The sequence below is a fragment of the Planktothrix tepida PCC 9214 genome (assembly GCF_900009145.1).
In the GTDB taxonomy this organism is placed as follows: Bacteria; Cyanobacteriota; Cyanobacteriia; order Cyanobacteriales; family Microcoleaceae; genus Planktothrix; species Planktothrix tepida.
This window is the reverse complement of record NZ_LN889812.1, coordinates 365,882-386,056: the sequence shown is the minus strand read 5'-3', so window position 1 is coordinate 386,056 and position 20,175 is coordinate 365,882. Positions and strand designations below refer to the sequence as shown.

Sequence of the window (20,175 nt, the reverse complement as noted above, 5' to 3'; positions counted from 1 at the left end):
AAAAAATGACAACTTCCCCAATTCTAAGCAACTATATTAATGGTCAATGGTGTTCTTCTGAAGCCACAGAAACCCTAAATGTGATTAATCCAGCGACCTTAGAAATATTAGCAAAAGTTCCTCTATCTCCGGCAACAGAACTTAATCATGCGGCAGAAATTGCTCAACAATCCTTTGCATCCTGGCGAAGAACCCCGGTTACAGAACGTATCCGCTATTTATTTAAACTCCGAGAATTATTAGAGCAAAATCAACAGGATTTAGCTCAAACTATTACCCTAGAATGTGGAAAAACCTTCGCTGAATCTCTGGGTGAATTACAACGAGCAATTGAAAATGTTGAAGTGGCTTGTGGCGTTCCTACCTTAATTCAAGGCTACAATTCTGAAGATATTGCTAGGGGAATTGATGAAATTATGATTCGTCAACCTCTGGGAGTTGTAGCAATAATTGCTCCGTTTAATTTTCCGGGGATGATTCCCTTTTGGTTTTTTCCTTATGCGATCGCCTGTGGCAATACTTGTATTATTAAACCCTCGGAAAAAGTACCTTTAACGATGCAAAAAGTGTTTGCTTTAATTGATCAATTAGGATTACCACCTGGGGTGATAAATTTAGTTAATGGAGCCAAAGAAACCGTTGATGCTATTTTAGATCATCCTCATATTAAAGCCATTAGTTTTGTCGGTTCTACTCCCGTTGCTAAATATGTTTATAGTCGGGCAACTGCTAACGGAAAACGGGCACAATGTCAAGGCGGAGCTAAAAATCCGGTGATTATTTTACCGGATGCTGATTTAGAAATGACCACAAAAATTATTGCTGATAGTGCCTTTGGTTGCGCCGGACAACGATGTTTAGCTACCTCCATTGCTATTACCGTTGGTCAAGCAAAACAGAGTTTTACAGATGCGATCGCCACGGTTGCAGAAACTCGAGTTGTCGGCTATGGATTAGACGAAACTGTACAAATGGGGACGGTTATTTCTGCCCAAAGTAAAACTCGAATTGAAGGATTAATTCAACAGGGAAAAGATGAAGGTGCTAAAATTTTAATTGATGGCAGAAATCCTAAAATTTCCGGTTATGAACAAGGTTATTTTGTGCGTCCGACAATCTTACAAGATATTAATCCCCAGGGAGAACTCGCCCGCACAGAAATTTTCGGCCCCGTATTAAGTTTAATTCATCTGAATACCATTGAAGAAGCGATCGCTTTTATTAATCAAAGTGAGTATGGAAATATGGCTTGTTTATTTACCCGTAGTGGCGCGGCGGCGCGGAAGTTTCGGTATGAAGCTCAAGCGGGAAATATTGGGATTAATATTGGGGTGGCGGCACCGATGGCATTCTTTCCTTTTAGTGGTTGGAAAGATAGCTTTTTTGGAGATTTACATGGTCAAGGACAACACGCCGTTGAATTTTTTACCCAAACTAAAGTTGTTGTTGAACGATGGTTATCCGACTGGTCACGACAATTTTAACCTAAGTTTATAGATAATAAATCAACGAAAAAAAGTTCAAAATAATGAGGTTAGGAAAGGTTAAATCCTTGGATTTTGTTGATGGTTAAGGGCGAGAAGACCTCGCCCCTACCTGCTTTAATGGTGGTGATGATGACCGTGATCATGATGATGGTGATGATCATGATCATGACTGTGATGATGGTGATCATCATGGCTATGAACATTCGCTAAAGCAGGATTAACTGCTAAAGCCATTTCATTAAACAGCACGTCAATTTGGGGGTTTGCCCAGTCTGCGGCCATTTTCAGAAATTCTGGATGGTCGTTGACACATTCCATTTGAACGTAGGTAATTTCAGAATATTTGCGACGTAAAGCCTCAATAATATGTTCAACATCTAACAACGTTTCATGGTTTTCGGTCGCAAATCCAATGGGCATAAATACAATCGCTTTTGCTCCTAATTCAATTAAATTATTAGCAGCAAGTTGAGCGTTGGGTTGTGTCCATTCAATTAAGGGGGTATCATGGTTTAACCAACCCACAGAAATTAAGGGATAACGGTTAATTAAAGTTTCCCGTACCTGTTCATAAAGAGCTTGACTTTCATCAATACCAGACGTAAACCCTTTGGCTTTGTGCGGACAGCCATGATTCATTAAAACAATACCAATTTGCGAGGGAAGATAAGCTTGAATTAGCTGTTTTTGAATCTTGTCTTCTACTAACTGTCCTAACAGTTGAATATAGTCAGGTTCATTATAAAAGGAAGGAATATAACGTTGACCTTTTACCCAATGTTCATCCTCATCTGCCAATTTTTCTAAGGCTTTATTCACCTGTTCAACGGCGATACCACTGGTAAAAATAGAGTCAACAACTAACAAAGGATAAATCAACAGTTTATCAAATCCTTCGGCTTTAATTTCAGTTAAAACCTGTTCAGGAAGAAACGGAGCGCAAAAGTTAAAGGCTTTAAACACTTTAATGCGATCGCCCCATTTCTCTTTTAAATGTTGCTCAATTCCCGCCCGTTGTTTCTCAAAAATTGCATTATGGGGAGAAATAAAATTACCATGTTGATGACTCCATTCATGGAGATCAAACATTGCTAGAAGTTTAGCCAGAGGCGGATAAATCCAAGTGGGAACGGGGGCAAATTTAGCGGTTAAAAGATTTAACGCTTGTTCGTTATAATTAGCAAAGTCCTCATAACTTTCGACTTCACCATAACCCATGAGCAAAACCGCCACTCGATTTTGGCCCTCTGTTGAGGTAGATGCTGAAGTAATGGTTTCCAGTTTTTCAGGAGTCGCAACCACGTTTTTGTCCTCGCGTTCAAGTGCTGCTATCAAGTCCTTCTGGGGAAATGTTCTCTTCCCCAGACAAACTCTCCCTAAAAGTTTAACATCCCCTATGGGGGGATAGGGAAGGGGGTAATGTGGAACAGGCATCTTGCCTGTTAACCTGTTAACCTGTTAACTTGTTAAGTAAAGTAGAGTCGTGATAGGTAGGAGTGACAGGCAAGATGCCTGTTCTACGGGTATGCAATTTGCTGATTACTGATCAAAAATGTTATTAATTTGCCCTGGAATTCATGAAATTGAATTAACAGAATGTTTTTTAAATGAAATTATAGAAAATTGGAAAGAGCAAGAGCAATTAGGAAAATTATTGATTTTTCCCACTCAGAAATATCCGGCTTATTCCAGTTTAGATATTTATAATTTTATTCAACAAAATACCCCTAAATCTGCTATAATAATTATTAGTTTTAGTGCAGGAGTTGTGGGGGCAATTGGAGCAGCCTTAGCTTGGGAACAATTCGGTGGGAAGATTAAAGCCTTTATTGCGATTGATGGTTGGGGGGTTCCATTAGTGGGAAATTTTCCGATTTATCGAATTAGCCATGATTATTTTACCCATTGGAGTTCAGCTTTATTAGGAAGCGGAAACGAAAGTTTTTATGCTGATCCAGCCGTTGAACATTTAGAATTATGGCGATCGCCCCAAACCACAAAAGGATGGTGGAACAATGAAACATCAACGGGATTAAAAACAGCAACACCAACAACAGCAACATTATTTATTCAAAATATTTTAAAATCAAGCTTATTGATTTAACCTTTAGGAAAATGACTGTAGCCCCAAATCTAAATAAAACCTTAATTTCTGTGAATGGTGTCGAGCATTACTGCGAGTGGGTGACAACAGGTAATTCTAAACCCGGAACAAAACCCGTGATGGTGTTTATTCATGGTTGGGGCGGTTCAGGACGATATTGGGAAAGTACCGCCGAAGCGTTATCAGATCAATTTGATTGTTTAATCTATGATTTACGCGGGTTTGGACGCACAAATTTACCCTTGGCTGTCACGGATACAGGCGCATCAGAACGTTATGAATTAATTGAATATGCTGAAGATTTATGTACGTTATTAGATCAATTAAATTTAGATACAATTTATCTGAATGCTCATTCAATGGGGGGTTCTATTGCTTTATTATTTTTAAATCGATATCCCCAACGAGTCAAACAAGCGATTTTAACCTGTAGTGGCATTTTTGAATATGATGAAAAAACCTTTAACGCCTTCCACAAATTTAGCCGTTATGTCGTCATGTTTCGCCCCAAATGGTTAAGCTTAATTCCAGGGGTTGATAAAATGTTTATGGCTCGATTTCTTCACCGTCCCATTCCTAAACCCTTAAGCCAAGCCTTTTTAGAAGATTTCTTATTAGCTGATTTTGATGCCGCTTATGGAACCGTTTTAACCTCGGTTTGTAAAGAAGCAACAGAATGGCTACCAGAAGAATTTAAAAAATTAACCGTTCCCACCTTATTAATAGCTGGAGAACATGACCAAATTATTCCCGCCGAAATGGGACGACAAGCTGCTGCTTTAAACCCTAAAGTTCAGTTAGCGATTCTCAAAGATACCGCCCATTTTCCCATGTTAGAAGATCCCGAAACCTATTTACAAAACGTCCGACAGTTTTTAAACACGGTTGACGGTTAACCCTTGACTGTCTCAAGATAGTTGCAAACAAACTACGATACAATAAGATGTAAGAAAACCCGTTGTTTTTGGAAACTTCGTTGAGCCGGAAACTATGACATCCTATGCAACCTCCACTGCCAGAGCCGAAATGAGCGAACTCCGACGATTAAAAGGCTTACTTCCCCCTGAGTTGCAGAGTTGGGTGACGGTGGAGAAAACCGTCGAAGTTAACCCACCGCTCGTCCGTTGCGAAGAAATTGGCAAGGATCAAGTTGAAATTCAAATTGACTTGGTTCGCTGGGAACAGTTGGCAATGGATCAGCGCAATTTGCTATTTTGGCATGAAGTAGCCCGGATTCAAAATGATACGATTCCCAGAGATGGCTGGGAAATGGCAGCATTAGCCATTGGTTTAGGTGGCGCCGTCGGAGAACTGTGGGTACAAGACGGACTACTGCTTTTATTAGCCTTGGCATTATGTGGCGTTTCAGGCTATCGTCTCTATCAAAAAAATAATGGAGAACGGACGTTACAGGAATCATTAGACGCCGATGAAAAAGCTATTTCTCTAGCTACTCGTTTCGGTTATACCTTACCCAATGCCTATAAAAGTTTAGGAAGTGCGTTAAAAACTTTAGTCGATCAAACTCCGAAAAAACGTCAAAAAGCGCGTTATGAAGCTCGACTGCAAGCCCTCAAACGCAGTGCAACTAAAGCTAAAGCCAGAGTCAAAGGTGGAACTGATCCCTCCTCAAGTTCAGAAAATGTATTTAATTAATTGATTGAGCTTAAATCAAGCCACAATCATTCTATCTAGGGTGCGTTGCCCATAAGTGTAACGCACCCTAAAATTTTATAACAAGAAACCGGGTTTCTCAAATAATCTGGACTCAACAACGAAAGATCACGACAGAAACCCGGTTTCTGATGTCTAAGCAGAAAATTTTAAATAAATTTATGTCAATTATTGTTGCTGAACAATTAAGTAAAGTTTATCCCGTTGCGATTAAAGAGCCTGGATTTCGAGGAACAATTCGCCATTTCTTCAAACGAACCTATCGGAATGTCCAGGCTGTTCAGGGGGTGTCCTTTAAAATTGAATCCGGTGAAGTGGTTGGATTTCTAGGGGCAAATGGGGCCGGAAAAACCACCACATTAAAAATGCTAACCGGGTTAATTTATCCCTCTAGTGGATTTGTTGAAGTGGCTCACCATACCCCCTTTAAACGTCAATCTAAATTTTTACAAAAAATCACCCTAGTTATGGGGCAAAAACAACAATTAATTTGGGATTTACCCACCTTAGATTCTTTGAAAATTAATGCGGCTGTTTATGGACTATCGGATGCGGAATATCGGCAACGGGTGGGGGAATTAACGGAGATGTTATCCCTAGAAGGAAAGTTAAAACAACCCGTTAGAAAATTGTCTTTAGGGGAACGGATGAAAGCCGAATTAATGGCAGCTTTATTACATCGTCCGCAAGTCTTATTTTTAGATGAACCGACGTTAGGATTAGATGTCAATGCTCAAGTGAATGTGCGGGAATTTTTAGCGGAATATAATCGCCGTTATCAAGCAACGGTGTTGTTAACCAGTCATTATATGGCGGATATTACAGCACTGTGTAAACGAGTGATTTTAATTCATCAAGGACAGCTTATTTATGATGGTAGTTTAGAAGGTTTATTAGAACGATTTGCCCCCTATCGAGAAGTGAAAATAGAATTAGAGCATTGTTCAGGAGATACCTTAGCAAGCTGTCAGCAGAAATTATTAACCTATGGAGAAATAGAATCGATGGAAGGTCAAGTGGTACGATTATTAGTAGAACGGGATACTTTAACGGCTACGGTTGCTAAAATATTAGCTGAATTCAATGTCCTTGATTTAACCGTGAGTGATCCTCCGATTGAAGATGTTATTGGTCGAGTTTTTAAAGCTGGAATTGTTAATTAACTAAGATTGTTGTGGCTACGCGATCGCATACCGCTATAACGATTAGCAAAGGTTATAATAAAAACCGAATTTCTAAAAGCGATCGCCGGATAAAATTAATGAGCGATCGCTTTTTTTAACGGATATCTTGGGCGACGTGCGCGTTACCCCTAATGGTCAATATATTGTAACGTCAGAAGGTGGCTCTATGCCTACCATTTGGAATTGGTCAGGTCAGCCTATAGCAAAACTCAAAGGCTATAAAGTTAACTTTAGTTTAGATAGTCAGTTTCTTGCAACGACTGAACCCGATGGTCAAGCTTATCTTTGGAATATATCAGGAAAACTCTTGGCAGAACTTAAAGGTCATAAATCTGGTGTTTTAGATGTCAGTTTTAGCCCTAATAGCAAACAGTTAGTAACTGCTGGAAAAGATGGTATTGCTAGAGTTTGGAATTTTTCAGGTGAACAAATAGCAGAACTTAAAAGACATCGAGGAAGTGTTGCATCAGTGAGTTTTAGCCCTAATAGTCAACTCATTGCAACAGGTGGGGCAGATGGTAAAATTCGCCTTTGGGATTTATCAGGTCAAGAACAGCTTGAACTGACAGGACATCGAGGAACTGTACTTTCTATTGATTTTAGTCCTGACAATAAAAGTTTAATTACTTATGGAGAAGATAGCCTAATTCGCCTTTGGGATGTATCAGGTCGTCAGGTTACTCAACTTAAAAATAGCAAAAATACGGTTAGAGATGTTATTTTTAGTCCTGACAATAAGTACATTGCTACAATTGAAAAAGATGGAATTGCTCAAGTTTGGACATTTTCAGGTCAAATTTTAAATTCAATCAAAACCCAGTCAGATTATATTAATAGAGTCAATTTTAATCAGGATGGTAAAACGATTGATGTCTTAACAAATAAAAATGTTCAGACTTGGAGCTTGTCAGGCCAATTATTAAACACTGAGAACACTAATCATCAAAGTCCTGCTCAAAGTAACCCTCAAATTGGCGAAAACCTTAAAGTTGAAACTGAAAAAGATGGGACAATTTTGATTAATAATAGTTCAGGTAAAAATTTATTAAAATTAAAGGATAAAATTTATGACTCAATTTTTAATGCAATCTTAAGCCCAGATGGTCAACATATTGCTGGAATAGATCAAGACAGAATCGTATATATTTGGGAATTGTCGAGTAAAATTTTAACTGTTTTGAAAGTCAGCCAATTAGGATATTTTAGCTTTAGTCCAGATGGACAAAGGATCGCTATAATTACTAAAAATGGAGTAGTAGAAATTTATGATTTACTCGGTCGGAAATTAGCTCGATGGGAAGTTAACCCTCATCCTGACTATGGGGTTCTTGCACGTTTTAGTCCTGATTGGCGATATGTGGCTATTGTTGGAGAAGATAATAAAGTTGTCGTTTGGTCTGTTCCTCAAAACTTAGATGAACTCCTTGAAAGAGGTTGTAATTGGTTATCAAGTTACTTTGCTAATCGTCCAGATGAACGAGAACGCTTAAAAATTTGTCAAGATGACGAATGAGGACTTTTTGTTGAGAATGATCATGCTAGACTCTGTTGAGAAGAAGAGCTCATAATTTTGCTATTATTTTCATCCACCAAACACCAACTAATTGCTACTGAACAATCTAATATAAACCGCATTAAAACCTACGTCCTTCTTCAATCATTTCTCGAATTGAATTTTTATCCAATCCTACTGTTTTTCCTAATTGTTGGATTTGGGTAACGGCTTCAGTCATTGATTCTTTAGTTGTTAGTTTTCCCCAAGCGTTATACTGGGGTTGAGTTTCCTCAGATGGTAACGGCTCTAAAACGACTACCACTTCAACAGAAGTATTTTTAAGATCGGTAGGTATTTGGATTTGCAATATGCCATTGATTCCAATATGCGATCGCAATTTCATAGTTTCCATATTAGAGTCTCCTTCAGATTGAAAGACGGACATTAACCAAGTTATAGGATTTGAGATGGCAACATTAAGATTATTAATATAACAGGTTGCTCTCTTTAGCAAGGGATGATCAAAAGCACGATTAAAGCAACAAACATCTAAATCGAGTTTATCGTTTTGACTCCTATCCCTGATAGAATAGTAAAGATTTGTGTAAGACTCCTCCAATTTTAGGGGTGTGGAATTGGAATGAGAGGGAATTGGGCAGAAATTAAGGTTTAGTCTGGAAAAATAGACTTGACAATTCTGTCTATTTATGATATACCACTTCGTTTTATTTTATTAGTCAAAAATTAATAGAAACCAATGGTTCAACGGCGATCGCAAACGTTTTTTAAACAGATTCTCCTGGGGACTCTTGCCAGTACAATTTTACAATTATCGATTCCCCTAACCTCCCTCAGCCAAGCCAACGCAACGTTAGGGGTGATTCGTGACAGCGAACAACTCGCCGAATGGAATACCATTGAACAACGGTTAAAAGCCAGCCGAATTCCCTATCAAACTGTTGATTTAAACACGATTAAAAGCATTGCCGATCTTCAAGGAATTCGTGTTTTATTCCTACCCAATACAACAGTAATTAAAACCGAACAAGCCAAAATTCTGCAAGAGTGGGCCAAACAAGGGGGACAGGTCATCGCCAGTGGCCCTGTGGGAGAACGGTCTACCCCCTTAGTCCGTCAACTGCTGCGCTCAATTTTAGGTTCCTATTGGGCTTTTCCCCTCACCGTCCCCGCTAAACCCCAAGTCGCTAAAAATCGCTGTCGCAGTCGAGATACCCTTTGCCCCTCCCTCACCACTTGGGGGCCAACGCAACAAAACCCAAACCCCGTTGAAGGGGGGGTTCTAATTCCCACCACCTTAGAAAGTTATACCGCAGGGATTTGGGAAGCCAGTGGCAGTTCTCCGGCGGTGATTACCACCCAAAAATCAACTTATTTAGGCTGGCGTTGGGGAAATCAATCCTCGGCGGATATGGATATTGTGTGGTTACAAGCCGCCGTCAGTCGTCATGGTTTAGGGACAACAGCCACAACTCCCGTCGCGAGTTCTCCAGTTGTCCCGCCACCTGTACCCGTGACCCCTCTGGTTCCTACTTCACAGCCGCCTGTGGCAACCCGTCCTAATCCCACACCTCCGCCCCCAGTGGCAACTCGTCCTAACCCCACACCTCCTCCTGCTGTCCCGACCCGTTCCAATACCAACCTACCCCAACCGATAACACCAACGGTCAAGCCAACGGCTATTGCCCCTTCACCCCGCTCCGTTACTGCTCCGGTCGTTCCCCAGATACCGCCTTCTCCTCCTCGTGCAACGACACCGCCACCACCGACTGTCACCGCCACTCGGACGTTACCCAATACTCCGGCCGTTCCTAGTAGCTTTATTGACCCTTCCGAACAAACGGCACCTGCGGGGTTAGAAGTACAGCCCGGAAATGAACCCATTGAGGAATTAACGGCGATCGCAATGCGTCAGGAATTAGTCGATTTATTAGGACGATTTGAAAATGCGTTAATTGCCTCAAATTCGGGTAATGTTCCGATTAATTTACAAGTCGCTTCTACTCAATTAATGGCTGCTCAGGGAGGTAGTTTAGCCAGTGCTAATTTCCAGCAATCAGATGCAATTATTACCAAAGCTCGACAGGTGATCAAGGATTTTCCTGAATTAGTTGCTCATCAAAATTGGGGGGAAGCTCGTCGTCAATGGTTAGAAATTCGTCAACAATTATGGCAACATTATCCCACTGAAGGAGAACGCTTAGGAGCAGAAATTCGGGCGGTTTGGTTAGACCGAGGAACCATTGTTAAAGCGGGGGGTGAAGCGGGACTGGCGCAAGTCTTTGATCGGTTAGCGTCGGCGGGAATTAATACAGTTTATTTTGAAACCATTAATGCGGGTTATCCAATTTATCCCAGTCATATTGCTCCTCAACAAAACCCCTTAATTCGAGGATGGAACCCGTTAGAAGCCGCCGTGAAATTAGCCCATGAACGGGGAATGGAATTACACGCTTGGATCTGGGTATTTGCGGTAGGAAATGATCGCCATAATCAAATTTTAGGACAACCCAGTAGTTTTTTAAGTCCGGTCATTCAAGCCCATCCTGATTGGGTAAATATTAATAATTATGGAGAGTTAAGAAATAGCCGCGATCATAAAGTTTATCTTGATCCAGCAAACCGAGAAGCTAGAGCTTATCTTCTCCGTTTAATTAATGAAATTACAGCCTATAATGTTGATGGTTTACAGTTAGATTATATTCGTTATCCCTTCCAAGATCCAGGGGGAAATTACACCTATGGTTATGGCAAAGCCGGACGGGAACAATTTCGACAATTAACGGGAGTTGATCCGGTTAATATTACACCCAAAAATCCTCAATTATGGAATCAATGGACGCAATTTAAAACCAATCAAGTCACTTCTTTTGTAGCCGAAGTTTCACAATTTTTAAAACAGCAAAAACCCAATGTAATTTTATCCGTTGCGGTATTTCCCCATCCTGAACAGGAACGAATTCTAAAAATTCAACAACATTGGGAAGTGTGGGCAAAACAAGGTTATGTCGATTTAATTGTACCCATGACTTATGCGATGGATACAAACCGTTTAAAACGAATTACTCAGCCTTTAACTCAGGAACAACGGTTGGGATCGGCGTTAATTAGTCCAGCGATTAAATTATTGAATCTTCCTGAAATTGTAGCGATTGATCAATTACAATCCTTACGGGATTTATCAACCGGAGGCTATTCAATTTTTGCCGTTGAAACCATTGGTAATAATTTACAAAACTATTTCCACAAAACTCAAAATTCTTCTTCCCAAACTCAACCTCCAATTCCCTATCGCCAACCTTTTGCAGCAGCCCATGATCGGTATTTAGCATTAAAACGAGAATGGAGTTTTCTGTTATCTAATGATCAACTTTGGATTCGAGATGGGGAACTAAAAGCCTTGAGTACCCAAGCAGAAGATTTAGCACAAACTTTAAAACAGTTAGAGGATAACCCCTCTCCTCAAACTCTAGGAATTGCTCAACAAAAGTTAGCAACCTTTCAAAAACAATTCCAAACTTCTATGCGTTTACAAGCCTTAGAACGTCCCTATCAAGTCTCTAGTTGGGGAAATCGTTTGGCGAGTATTGAGATGTTGTTACGGTACGGAGAACGAAAAATTAAAAATTAAAATTGTAGGGTGCGTAAGGCGAAGCCTTACGCACCCTTTCTCTGATACAATATCGCTTAACTGTCAACCGGAATAAGCTTTTCAGCTAGGGATCGATATATCCCTCTTCTGTCAGTTTCCGAAAAACCTTGCATTTTTTGAATCCTAGAGCCTAGACAGAGCAAGTGATCGCGTTATTTTTTCTCAGTAGCAATTCCTGAGAGTGCGAAATTAGTCAAAATGCGATCGCCACATCCCAGACTGTTGACTATAACGTGGCTTTGGAAATTACTAATCATAGGAAAAACCGGAGAGTGACAGAAGAGGNATCAATTTCAATCTTATTTTCCCAATGGATAACTCTACTTTTTATTACTTGTTGATTTCGGAGAGTGACAGAAGAGGGATATTGGTTACTGTATTAACGGGACTTGAACAAAGTTCAAGCCCAAACAAGCCCCAAATTACTTAGGTGTAAAGCAAATACGTCATGATTCTCTTGGAGCCAAGCGACAAATCGATAAGATATAGCTGTTCTAAAAGCGGATAAAGCATCAGTAAATGTTTTTAAGGGTTTGTTAGCCCAACGCCGTCTTAATCCTCCAGTTAACTTTCGTTTCTTCCTGCCTACCTACTTAATCATCTAAATTCATGTGACCTTGAAATCCCGTAATAATTCTTCGTCCATCTTTAAGAATATGAATTTCAACTTGATCTGAAGCCCAAGTGAGTTGATCTTGTAATTCCAAATTAAAAACGTGAACCCGTTGATTTCGAGAAGAAACTAAAGAATTCGGAGAATGAATCGCTAAGGATTCTGTATAAGGGCCATCAATTAAAATATCCAATTCTGCTAATAAATCTTGAGCGTGGGGAGGCGCGTCTATAGATTTTAATTCTGCTAAAGTAAACCCTGTAAAGGACATAACATTAAATCCTTTCGCTTTAACGAGTTTCGCTAATTGAGTTAAAGCTTCAGCCTGCCAAAAGGGTTCGCCCCCTGAAAATGTTACCCCTTGATTTCGAGGATTTTGTAAAATTTGTTCCGCTAGAGCTTCAACCGCAATTAACTGATTGGGTTTAAATGACCAAGACTCAGGATTAAAACACCCCGGACATTCCCGTAAACACCCCTGAACCCAAACTACAGCCCGACATCCAGGGCCATTGACCTCGGATTCATCCACATAACCCATAATATTGAGATATCCCGATGGAATAAATAGGTCAGAGGGGGGTACGGACTTCACGGTTTTCATCAGGTTCTCCTTCCAATGATGTTTTAGAGACGGGTTCTGGGACGTTTCTACCAGGGGTGAAAATCTTGATCTCTACCTCTACCTTGGCTTGCTTTTTGACAACTCAAGCTAATATTAATGATTTTTACAGATCTTTAGGAGAAATCCTAAACCATTGATGAAGCAGTCGGAGTAATAATTTCTTGAAATTGAATCACATCCAAACGGGGATCAACATGACTGACTTTCACTTCAAACTGTTCTCCAACTTCCACAGAACGACTAAATCGCATCGGTAATTCTAAGGCTAACTCTTCTAAAAACACTAACCCTAAATTGGCATCTTCCCGCAACCATCGCAACATCGTAGCTTGCCAAATTTCATCGCTATTACGCCGTAAAAATTCTAAACTCCAATAACGATTCGTTTCCCGTTCGACTTTAGAGGCTTCCTTCACCGCAGGCCCTAAACTCATCACCATTTCCTGCATCTGTTCTACAGAAAAAGGTGGGGTTTCTCCTCGCAGATGGGCTTTAATTTGAAAATGAGCCAACAAATCACTATAACGGCGAATGGGTGATGTCACCTGGGTATAAGTCTCTAACGCCAAGCTTGCATGACGCGAAGGAGTCAAACTGACCTCGCTACGAGGCATATAACGCCGCATGGCACAAGCTCTAACTGCCCCTGGTGGCAATTGCATTAATTCTTCTTCCGGGGGTAATTCTGGCTGCGGTTGACTGCGATACGGTAAAGCTAAATTATGGGTTTGGCCATAACGGGCGGCGACTTCCCCGGTTAAAATCATCATTTCCGCCACCATTTGCCGGGACGGGGAATCTTCTAAAACCGTAATACTAATTTCCTCCCCATTCACCTTAATCAGCGACTCTGGCATATAAATACTAATCGCCCCATTCGCATTTCGCCATTCCTTGCGACGTTTAGCCCAGATCGATAAAGCATCAATTTCAGGTTCCCCTTGAATCCCAATTTGCAACATCTCATCCACATCGTCGTAGGTGAGGCGATAGGTTGGTTTAATGGTACTGACATGAATACTATAATCTTGTACCCCACCCGTTGCGTCCAGAATCACACCAAAACTCAAGGCACAACAAATTTGCCCCTGAACTAAGCTCATCGGCCCCGTTGCCAATTCTGAGGGGAACATGGGAACCATTCCCGTCGGCAGATAAACCGTTGTGGTTCGCCGACGAGCTTCTAAGTCCAGTTCATCTCCAGGGGAAATTAAACGAGTCGGATCAGCAATGTGAATCCAAATTCGTTGTCGTCCATCGTCCAAAATCTCTAAGCTTAAACCATCATCAATCTCACGGGTACTCTCATCATCAATGGTATACACCTTCAGATGAGTCAGATCTAAACGGTTAGCATCGGGATCTGGAGGAGGAGAATTTAAGCAACATCGAGCTACTTCAAGCACTTGAGTTGAAAATTGGGTGGGAATTTGACTCCGACGTAGAGATAGGTTTTCATGCAGACCCCATATCCCTAAGTCTACTAACAGTTGAAACGCAGCTTGGGGCGTTTGAGGTCGTTCCAAAGTTGCCAACGTTTCTAAAGCTGGTGAAATATTGGAAGCTTCTTCTCCATAAAGTGCAAAACGCTCTAACGCATCCAAGCGGGTACGATCACTATTTTGCCATTCTACCACTTCACCCGCTAGTCTCTTTTGTACCCGCAGCCAATATTCTTGAACTTCCCGTTGCTTTTGCTGTTCAACTTCCTGCTGATGTTTAATCTCTGCAACTTGATTAGGAGAGCGAGGTTCGTAGCGATCGCCCTTCTGTTTGAAGTAGAGTTTATCATTAGACAACAGGACATAACTGGCATAACATTGAGGCGGACTCTGCTCTGAGAACAAAAGCAGAGCCATTTCTTTGGGGTCTACGGTATCTCCTTGCTCTACTAAAATTTCCCAAGCCACCTCTAAACTTGACGGATCAAGATAAGGCTGCAATTCTTTAGTAAACGCCCGAATATCCCCAGGTTTGTATGTAGCCCCCGTTACCTCATAAGCAATTTGCCGAGGGTGAACCGTATGAGCTAGGAGGTTTTCATCAATAACAACCCAGTGTTTTTTACCTTCAGGTCGGTCAGCAACGGCGAGGCGACGCTCCCCGTGTAATCTAAGCTCAATCAGAGTACCCTTTTCCACAGATAAAATTAGCCTTCCTTGTTCACAAAAGGCAACATAGCTAGAATTCTAGCCCGTTTAATGGCTTGTGTCAGATCTCGTTGCTGTTTGCAGGTCAGCCCGGTAATCCGACGTGGTAAGATTTTACCGCGTTCTGTAACAAATTTCCGCAACAGTTCGATATCTTTATAATCGATAGGAGTTCCAGGTTTAATGGGGGAAACTTGACGACGGAAGTAAGTCATGCTGAAATTAATCCTCTATGAATTGCTGAAATTGGTTTAAGAGTGGAAGTTAGTGTTTCAGGGATGAACACCAACCGGGTCATTACTTAATTTCTTTGTGAGCCGTGTGTTTGTTACAGTGGCGACAAAACTTTTTCAGTTCTAAGCGTCCTGTTGTATTCCGACGGTTTTTGGTTGTGGTATATCGAGACACCCCTTGGGAACGCTTATCCGAGTTTGTACGGCACTCCGTACATTCTAAAGTAATAACGAGGCGGACACCTTTAGCCATAATTGTAAACAGTTTTGATTATTTAAGCACAAATATTTATTATTTCATCTCTCGCTTCACTTTGTCAATAAAATAGCGAATTTTCACATCCAGGGAGTAGCCCCGTCTGCTACCAATCACAATCGTATGCCCAATACGGTCATGAACCGTCTGAGGGTGACGACTGGTATCGAATAAAACGGCTCCACAATCTATGATAATAGGCAGCATCAATAACAAAATTGCGGCATTTCCAGAGGCTAGATTCCCTAAACCGAGCAGAAACAGAAAAGCACCCAACCCTATCACCACTTCTCTTTTTGCTAGTTCTAAAAGGCGAGGGGTTCGGTAAAATTGGCTGTCAACTACTCGAATATCAAAAGCCCAGTGTCCCAAACTCTGTCCTTGATTTTTAGATACGACAACAACACGACAGACTAACCAACTAATCATAAATACAAATAAGAGAGTTAGGCCATTAGCACTTAAAGCAAAACAAAGTAACCCAACCAACAAGAAATCAATCCCTAAAGCCGCATAACGACGCCACATGGGTACTTTAGGATCAGGTACAGGGATTAAATCAGAACTCATGATCACAGCCAAATAACCAATATTCTTAAAAATAACAAAACCTCTTTCTAATTAATCAGAAAGAGGCTTGATTTTTTGATTGAATTGATTGAATTGATTGAAAAAATATAAACAAAACATTGAAGACTGCATAGAGAAANGCCACATCCCAGACTGTTGACTATAACGTGGCTTTGGAAATTACTAATCATAGGAAAAACCGGAGAGTGACAGAAGAGGGATATAGCAATCCTAAATAGGTTGTGGCAAAATCCCATACATAAAAATTTTGGGGAAATCAAAAATTTGACCCTGAGCGAAAAACTCGAATAGCCACTTAATTACTTTAAAAGATGGGCATAAATGATAAAATTTTCTCACGAAATTTTTGGTTTGTAACCAAATATCTTCTACAGGATTTTGTTCAGGTGCATTGGGGGCAAAATTTAGACAAGTAATCCGCCATTCTTCTTCCGATAAATTTTGATTAACTTCAGTTAAATAATCTCTAAACTTTTGAGAACAATGATAAGTGGCATTATCCCAGACTATAGCTAACCTTTTCCCCGGATTTTGCTGCTGTAAATACTGGATAAAGTCTACGGTATTTTCTGTATTTCCCGCCGCATAACCTTTGATAATAAATTCTTTCGTTTGGTAATCTAAAGCTCCATAATAAGTTTGCCTTTCTTTTTGATTTTTGATCGGAATTTCTATTCTTCTATCTGTTCTTCCCCACACATACCCTAAAATATCTCCCCAGAGAAGATGACATTCATCAATCATAAACACCGTCAGCTTTCCCGCCTCTATTTCTTCTTTCCAACTCGCTAACTTTTTTTCAATTTCTTCCTTTTTCTCTTGGACTAACTGCTCATTCTTAGCCGGATTCTTCTTTTGGCTTTTTTTCCAACTGATGCCAGCCTCTTCCAGCAAGCTATAATAACTTTGATGGGATTGAAACACGACTCCATACTCCCTTTCTAACAAAACTTGTAAATCAGACAATCTTAACCAATCTCTTTCCCTTAATTCTTCAATAACTTTCTGTTTATCTTCGGGACTTAGATAGCCTTTTCTTCCTTTATATTGGAGTTTTAAACTCTCTACTCCTTCCACAAGAACCCGATTTTTCCACTGGCTAATAAATCCTTTATAACTTGTAATAAGTCTTGAATTTCCCGGTAGGCTTTCCCTTGTAATTTGAGTTTGACAGCGATCGCTCTTTTAATTTCTCTAGGATCTTTTGTCTGATTGATAAAATTGTCTATTTCGTTGATTAGATTCATTTTCCGTTGCCAGCTTTGGAGGATTATTGCTAACCTTACATTTATTATAACTCATTTGGAAGTGCNTACAGAGGTGACAGTATTTGAATGTCCGGTGAGAGTAGCAATTTGCCTTTGGCTCTGCACATCCCACAATTTAATCGTCTTGTCATGACCCGNATAACTGATTCCTCTCCTGATTTTTTGACTAGGAGTTCGTTAATTCGACTTTCAAACGTATTATTTTTTCTAGGTTCGGTGCGCCTTCGGTTCTTTCGTCTCTCAAGCGCATTTACCAATGTATCTAATCTCTTCAGGTTTGTCAACCCCTTTCCTTGACTTTTTTTTGCTATAGGGGAAATCGTTGTCTGATAATGGTTTTGGCTTCTCCAAATCTTGGAGAGCTTGGAAATTTAACTGGCGACATAACGAAAATCCAGGGAAAATTCCTTGAACGTAGGCTTAGGGCTAGAATCTTTCATAACTTCAAGGCAGCTTGGTGTCCATTTGTAAAGGTTACTTAGGGCATCGTATAGACCCTAAGCACCGATAGCAGCAGGATAAGTATTGATGGGAGTGTGTTCTGCCTGCGAGAATTTAGAACAATAATATATAGTCATCAGCGACGGGATAACGAACCGAACCTGGCAATAAACTCCTTCTGAGCTTGACCAATTCCTGATATTCGTTATTATTGAGTCGGTTTATGATCATAGCCATAATATTAGATTCAAACTTTTGCCCACAGCGCAACACCACCACCTCTTCCCCTCGCAGCAATCAAGTTAGGGGTGATTACAAAAAAGGCAAAAAAAGCTTGTTTTTTGATAGAATCTTGATAAAATTGTTGAGCATTACTTGGAGTTCCAGGCATTTTTCCATTGTAGAGGTTTAATCCTAAGAATTTAGCCGTAAGACAGGTAAAGTCAAAAGCTAGAATATTGTTTTTCCCTACAAATTTAGCAGGGCCAGTTAGGATTAAATTCAACCCATCCAACTGAACAGAATTTTGAATAATTCCTGCATCTATTTCCGAGGGTGGATTGAAGGGTAACAGGGGATGGGGATATTGAGAATAGATAATTTGTAGACTCAAAAATCGAGGAATATAAAACCCGCTTCCGATAAAAACTCCGGCTTTTTTACGGAGTTTATGGGTTCCACTTACCCAACACAGTCGCCAAGTTCCAACTAAGGATTCAAAACTATAGTGTTCTTTGTTTTTTTTAGCCCAATGTTCACATCGAATTAAACTTTCAGCAACAATATGAGAGTCGATTTTTTGTTCTTGACCTGTTAACACAAATTTAGCTACTTTTTCTAACAAGAGAATATCATTTTGCATAAAGTTGGGGACTATCGACTATTGGTTGTGGAAGGAACTAGAAATTTATCCTATCATAAACATCAAGAGTTAAAAAACTGTTTAGGAATTTTACTCGATAATCTAGGGAACCCATAATTGACATTACTCCTCGTTTTTGATTTAGATTTTATCCAATTCTTGACGTAATTGTTCCAACACTAAAACCTGTTCCGGCTGCTAAAATTCCAACTTGACCAACAGAAGCACCTGCTAAAGCACCCCCTGTAGCAAAGGCTGAACCTGCTGCAAAATTGCGAGAATCTGTTTCTGAAGAGTCGAGATAAGAGTTGACATTAGCTCTAATTAAACGACCCATTCGATTAAATAGCTGACCCATGATTTTTAACTCCTCTAAGATGACATCTTGAGCTATTTTTCTTTAATTTATTCACTCCGTAACTTATCTATTTATCGGCTAGATCCCGTTGTTTCCAAAACTCATCTCGTGCTGCTTGTTCCGCTTCCAATTTCGCTTTTTTTGCAGTTTCTAAATTTTCATTGAGTTGATTTGCGATCGCATTTTCTAACTGTTCTTGTTCAGAATTTTGTAAATGATTATCGACTAACTTTTTAATCCCATACCCTGCTAACCCCACAACCGCACCTGCCGCCACAACAGGGGCCATTCCAATCCCAACGGCAGTTCCCGCCACCGCTAAACCCATACCACCCACAACCGCAGAAACTCCAGCACCTCCAACTGCACCTACCGCTATTGCACCTAACGCCGTTGCATCTCCTTCTTCTAAGGCTTTTTTCGCACCATAAGCTGCTGTTCCCACCACTGCACCTGCGGCTACAACGGGTGCTGCACCGACCGCTACACCCCCAAAACCACCGACTAACCCCATCCCGCCAACGGTTGCAGCTACTCCGCTTCCAACGGCTGCCCCTGTCGCTGCGTAACCTGTCGCTTCTTTTAAATTGTCTTCAGATTGTTGCTGACTCATAACTTTAATCTTCCGTAAAAGAGGGGTTTTAATTAACCTGCTCTAATCTTAATAGAACTCAACAGTCAAAAACATCAGTAAAATTACGGTTTTTTTTAGAGTATTAACTTAAGGATACTGAGATTTGATTGCACTTAGTTTTGTGTTTAAATTAATACATTGCCAGAGTTCTGCTTAAGGATGATTGTAAAAATGGTAAAATCTCCACTTCAGCGATTTTAGCCATAAATGTAATACAATACAGTAAGGACTATTAGTAAAAATTCTTGCTCATGGCGAGTACAACCGTAACCAGTAAAGGACAAGTCACAATTCCTAAAGTCATTCGAGACTACTTGAAACTCGATACAGGTAGTAAAGTGGAATTTGTCATTGATGAAAATGGACAGGTAAAAATTCTTCCTGTGAATGTTTCGGTTGAAAGTTTATCGGGGATTTTGCATCGTCCTGGGATGAAAAAAGCAAGTTTAGAAGACATGGAAGCTGCTATTTATAAGAATGCAAATGATTGGACTGGATACTAATATTTTAGTTCGGTATTAAAAATATCA

19 protein-coding genes and 1 pseudogene are annotated in these 20,175 nt (G+C 40.3%); 8 read left to right on the top strand and 12 right to left on the bottom strand.

All coding sequences use genetic code 11. The annotated features are described in order from the left end of the window. Positions 1-5: 5 nt before the first annotated feature. Positions 6-1,484, top strand: a complete 1,479-nt coding sequence (locus PL9214_RS21600; RefSeq protein ID WP_072720793.1) for a CoA-acylating methylmalonate-semialdehyde dehydrogenase — start codon at positions 6-8, stop codon at positions 1,482-1,484. 117 nt (positions 1,485-1,601) lie between these two features. Here PL9214_RS21600 and PL9214_RS21595 read toward each other — a convergent pair whose 3' ends face one another. Continuing rightward, positions 1,602-2,789 (bottom strand): ferrochelatase, encoded by a 1,188-nt coding sequence (locus tag PL9214_RS21595; protein ID WP_072721193.1) that lies wholly within the window; start codon positions 2,787-2,789, stop codon positions 1,602-1,604. Between the two features lie 250 nt (positions 2,790-3,039). Between PL9214_RS21595 and PL9214_RS21590 the strand changes: the two genes are divergently transcribed. The 5 genes from PL9214_RS21590 to PL9214_RS21570 all read left to right on the top strand — a co-directional run bounded on the left by PL9214_RS21590 (position 3,040) and on the right by PL9214_RS21570 (position 7,962). Continuing rightward, positions 3,040-3,591: a hypothetical protein gene (locus tag PL9214_RS21590; RefSeq protein ID WP_072720792.1), complete on the top strand. Its 552-nt coding sequence runs from the start codon at positions 3,040-3,042 to the stop codon at positions 3,589-3,591. Between the two features lie 11 nt (positions 3,592-3,602). Further along, on the top strand, positions 3,603-4,487 hold the full coding sequence (locus tag PL9214_RS21585) for an alpha/beta fold hydrolase (RefSeq protein ID WP_072720791.1): 885 nt from the start codon (positions 3,603-3,605) through the stop codon (positions 4,485-4,487). A gap of 94 nt (positions 4,488-4,581) precedes the next feature. Further along, positions 4,582-5,247 (top strand): DUF3318 domain-containing protein, encoded by a 666-nt coding sequence (locus PL9214_RS21580; RefSeq protein ID WP_072720790.1) that lies wholly within the window; start codon positions 4,582-4,584, stop codon positions 5,245-5,247. 179 nt (positions 5,248-5,426) lie between these two features. Further along, complete coding sequence (locus PL9214_RS21575) at positions 5,427-6,428, top strand: ABC transporter ATP-binding protein (RefSeq protein WP_072720789.1); 1,002 nt, start codon at positions 5,427-5,429, stop codon at positions 6,426-6,428. A 136-nt stretch (positions 6,429-6,564) separates the two neighbouring features. After that, a complete protein-coding gene (locus PL9214_RS21570) occupies positions 6,565-7,962 on the top strand; it encodes a WD40 repeat domain-containing protein (protein ID WP_072720788.1) in 1,398 nt (465 codons plus the stop codon). A 121-nt stretch (positions 7,963-8,083) separates the two neighbouring features. Here the strand turns inward: PL9214_RS21570 and PL9214_RS21565 are convergent, their stop codons facing one another. Continuing rightward, on the bottom strand, positions 8,084-8,356 hold the full coding sequence (locus PL9214_RS21565) for a hypothetical protein (RefSeq protein ID WP_072720787.1): 273 nt from the start codon (positions 8,354-8,356) through the stop codon (positions 8,084-8,086). 345 nt (positions 8,357-8,701) lie between these two features. Here PL9214_RS21565 and PL9214_RS21560 point away from each other — a divergent pair, with 345 nt between their 5' ends. Next, complete coding sequence (locus PL9214_RS21560; protein WP_072720786.1) at positions 8,702-11,593, top strand: glycoside hydrolase family 10-like protein; 2,892 nt, start codon at positions 8,702-8,704, stop codon at positions 11,591-11,593. Positions 11,594-12,014: 421 nt separating this feature from the next. On the opposite strand, the pseudogene PL9214_RS32410 reads toward PL9214_RS21560, so the two are convergent. From PL9214_RS32410 to PL9214_RS21510, 10 genes and pseudogenes are all read right to left on the bottom strand, one after another. After that, a pseudogene (locus tag PL9214_RS32410) lies at positions 12,015-12,185 on the bottom strand (IS701 family transposase); the annotation flags it as partial. Between the two features lie 22 nt (positions 12,186-12,207). Beyond that, complete coding sequence (locus PL9214_RS21550) at positions 12,208-12,831, bottom strand: 4Fe-4S single cluster domain-containing protein (protein ID WP_072720785.1); 624 nt, start codon at positions 12,829-12,831, stop codon at positions 12,208-12,210. Positions 12,832-12,977: 146 nt separating this feature from the next. After that, positions 12,978-14,993 (bottom strand): ribonuclease catalytic domain-containing protein, encoded by a 2,016-nt coding sequence (locus PL9214_RS21545; RefSeq protein ID WP_072720784.1) that lies wholly within the window; start codon positions 14,991-14,993, stop codon positions 12,978-12,980. Positions 14,994-15,001: 8 nt separating this feature from the next. Then, a complete protein-coding gene (gene rpsR, locus PL9214_RS21540) occupies positions 15,002-15,217 on the bottom strand; it encodes a 30S ribosomal protein S18 (protein WP_026788747.1) in 216 nt (71 codons plus the stop codon). 82 nt (positions 15,218-15,299) lie between these two features. Then, the gene (gene rpmG, locus PL9214_RS21535) at positions 15,300-15,488 is read right to left on the bottom strand and encodes a 50S ribosomal protein L33 (RefSeq protein WP_072720783.1); all 189 of its coding nucleotides are present in this window, start codon (positions 15,486-15,488) and stop codon (positions 15,300-15,302) included. A gap of 39 nt (positions 15,489-15,527) precedes the next feature. Beyond that, on the bottom strand, positions 15,528-16,061 hold the full coding sequence (locus tag PL9214_RS21530) for an RDD family protein (protein WP_072720782.1): 534 nt from the start codon (positions 16,059-16,061) through the stop codon (positions 15,528-15,530). 231 nt (positions 16,062-16,292) lie between these two features. Further along, positions 16,293-17,329, bottom strand: a protein-coding gene (locus PL9214_RS21525) for an IS630 family transposase (RefSeq protein ID WP_139294985.1) whose coding sequence is annotated in 2 segments (ribosomal slippage) — positions 16,293-17,197 and positions 17,197-17,329 — 1,038 coding nt in all. Because the reading frame shifts where the segments join, the coding sequence is not laid out codon by codon here. A 709-nt stretch (positions 17,330-18,038) separates the two neighbouring features. Continuing rightward, a complete protein-coding gene (locus PL9214_RS21520) occupies positions 18,039-18,653 on the bottom strand; it encodes a hypothetical protein (protein ID WP_072720781.1) in 615 nt (204 codons plus the stop codon). 148 nt (positions 18,654-18,801) lie between these two features. Next, a complete protein-coding gene (locus tag PL9214_RS21515) occupies positions 18,802-19,011 on the bottom strand; it encodes a hypothetical protein (protein ID WP_072720780.1) in 210 nt (69 codons plus the stop codon). A gap of 67 nt (positions 19,012-19,078) precedes the next feature. After that, a complete protein-coding gene (locus PL9214_RS21510) occupies positions 19,079-19,624 on the bottom strand; it encodes a hypothetical protein (RefSeq protein ID WP_222425266.1) in 546 nt (181 codons plus the stop codon). Positions 19,625-19,896: 272 nt separating this feature from the next. Between PL9214_RS21510 and PL9214_RS21505 the strand changes: the two genes are divergently transcribed. After that, positions 19,897-20,148: an AbrB/MazE/SpoVT family DNA-binding domain-containing protein gene (locus PL9214_RS21505; RefSeq protein ID WP_072720779.1), complete on the top strand. Its 252-nt coding sequence runs from the start codon at positions 19,897-19,899 to the stop codon at positions 20,146-20,148. The last annotated feature ends 27 nt before the right edge of the window (positions 20,149-20,175 follow it).

Excerpts from the sequence above, each read along its gene's own strand:
- PL9214_RS21515 (WP_072720780.1), bottom strand. The coding sequence starts at position 19,011 with ATGGGTCAGCTATTTAATCGAATGGGTCGTTTAATTAGAGCTAATGTC.
- PL9214_RS21590 (WP_072720792.1), top strand. The coding sequence starts at position 3,040 with ATGTTATTAATTTGCCCTGGAATTCATGAAATTGAATTAACAGAATGT.
- rpsR (WP_026788747.1), bottom strand. The coding sequence starts at position 15,217 with ATGACTTACTTCCGTCGTCAAGTTTCCCCCATTAAACCTGGAACTCCT.
- PL9214_RS21530 (WP_072720782.1), bottom strand. The coding sequence starts at position 16,061 with ATGAGTTCTGATTTAATCCCTGTACCTGATCCTAAAGTACCCATGTGG.
- PL9214_RS21505 (WP_072720779.1), top strand. The coding sequence starts at position 19,897 with ATGGCGAGTACAACCGTAACCAGTAAAGGACAAGTCACAATTCCTAAA.
- PL9214_RS21560 (WP_072720786.1), top strand. The coding sequence starts at position 8,702 with ATGGTTCAACGGCGATCGCAAACGTTTTTTAAACAGATTCTCCTGGGG.
- PL9214_RS21565 (WP_072720787.1), bottom strand. The coding sequence starts at position 8,356 with ATGGAAACTATGAAATTGCGATCGCATATTGGAATCAATGGCATATTG.
- rpmG (WP_072720783.1), bottom strand. The coding sequence starts at position 15,488 with ATGGCTAAAGGTGTCCGCCTCGTTATTACTTTAGAATGTACGGAGTGC.
- PL9214_RS21600 (WP_072720793.1), top strand. The coding sequence starts at position 6 with ATGACAACTTCCCCAATTCTAAGCAACTATATTAATGGTCAATGGTGT.
- PL9214_RS21550 (WP_072720785.1), bottom strand. The coding sequence starts at position 12,831 with ATGAAAACCGTGAAGTCCGTACCCCCCTCTGACCTATTTATTCCATCG.
- PL9214_RS21575 (WP_072720789.1), top strand. The coding sequence starts at position 5,427 with ATGTCAATTATTGTTGCTGAACAATTAAGTAAAGTTTATCCCGTTGCG.
- PL9214_RS21585 (WP_072720791.1), top strand. The coding sequence starts at position 3,603 with ATGACTGTAGCCCCAAATCTAAATAAAACCTTAATTTCTGTGAATGGT.
- PL9214_RS21580 (WP_072720790.1), top strand. The coding sequence starts at position 4,582 with ATGACATCCTATGCAACCTCCACTGCCAGAGCCGAAATGAGCGAACTC.
- PL9214_RS21520 (WP_072720781.1), bottom strand. The coding sequence starts at position 18,653 with ATGCAAAATGATATTCTCTTGTTAGAAAAAGTAGCTAAATTTGTGTTA.
- PL9214_RS21510 (WP_222425266.1), bottom strand. The coding sequence starts at position 19,624 with ATGAGTCAGCAACAATCTGAAGACAATTTAAAAGAAGCGACAGGTTAC.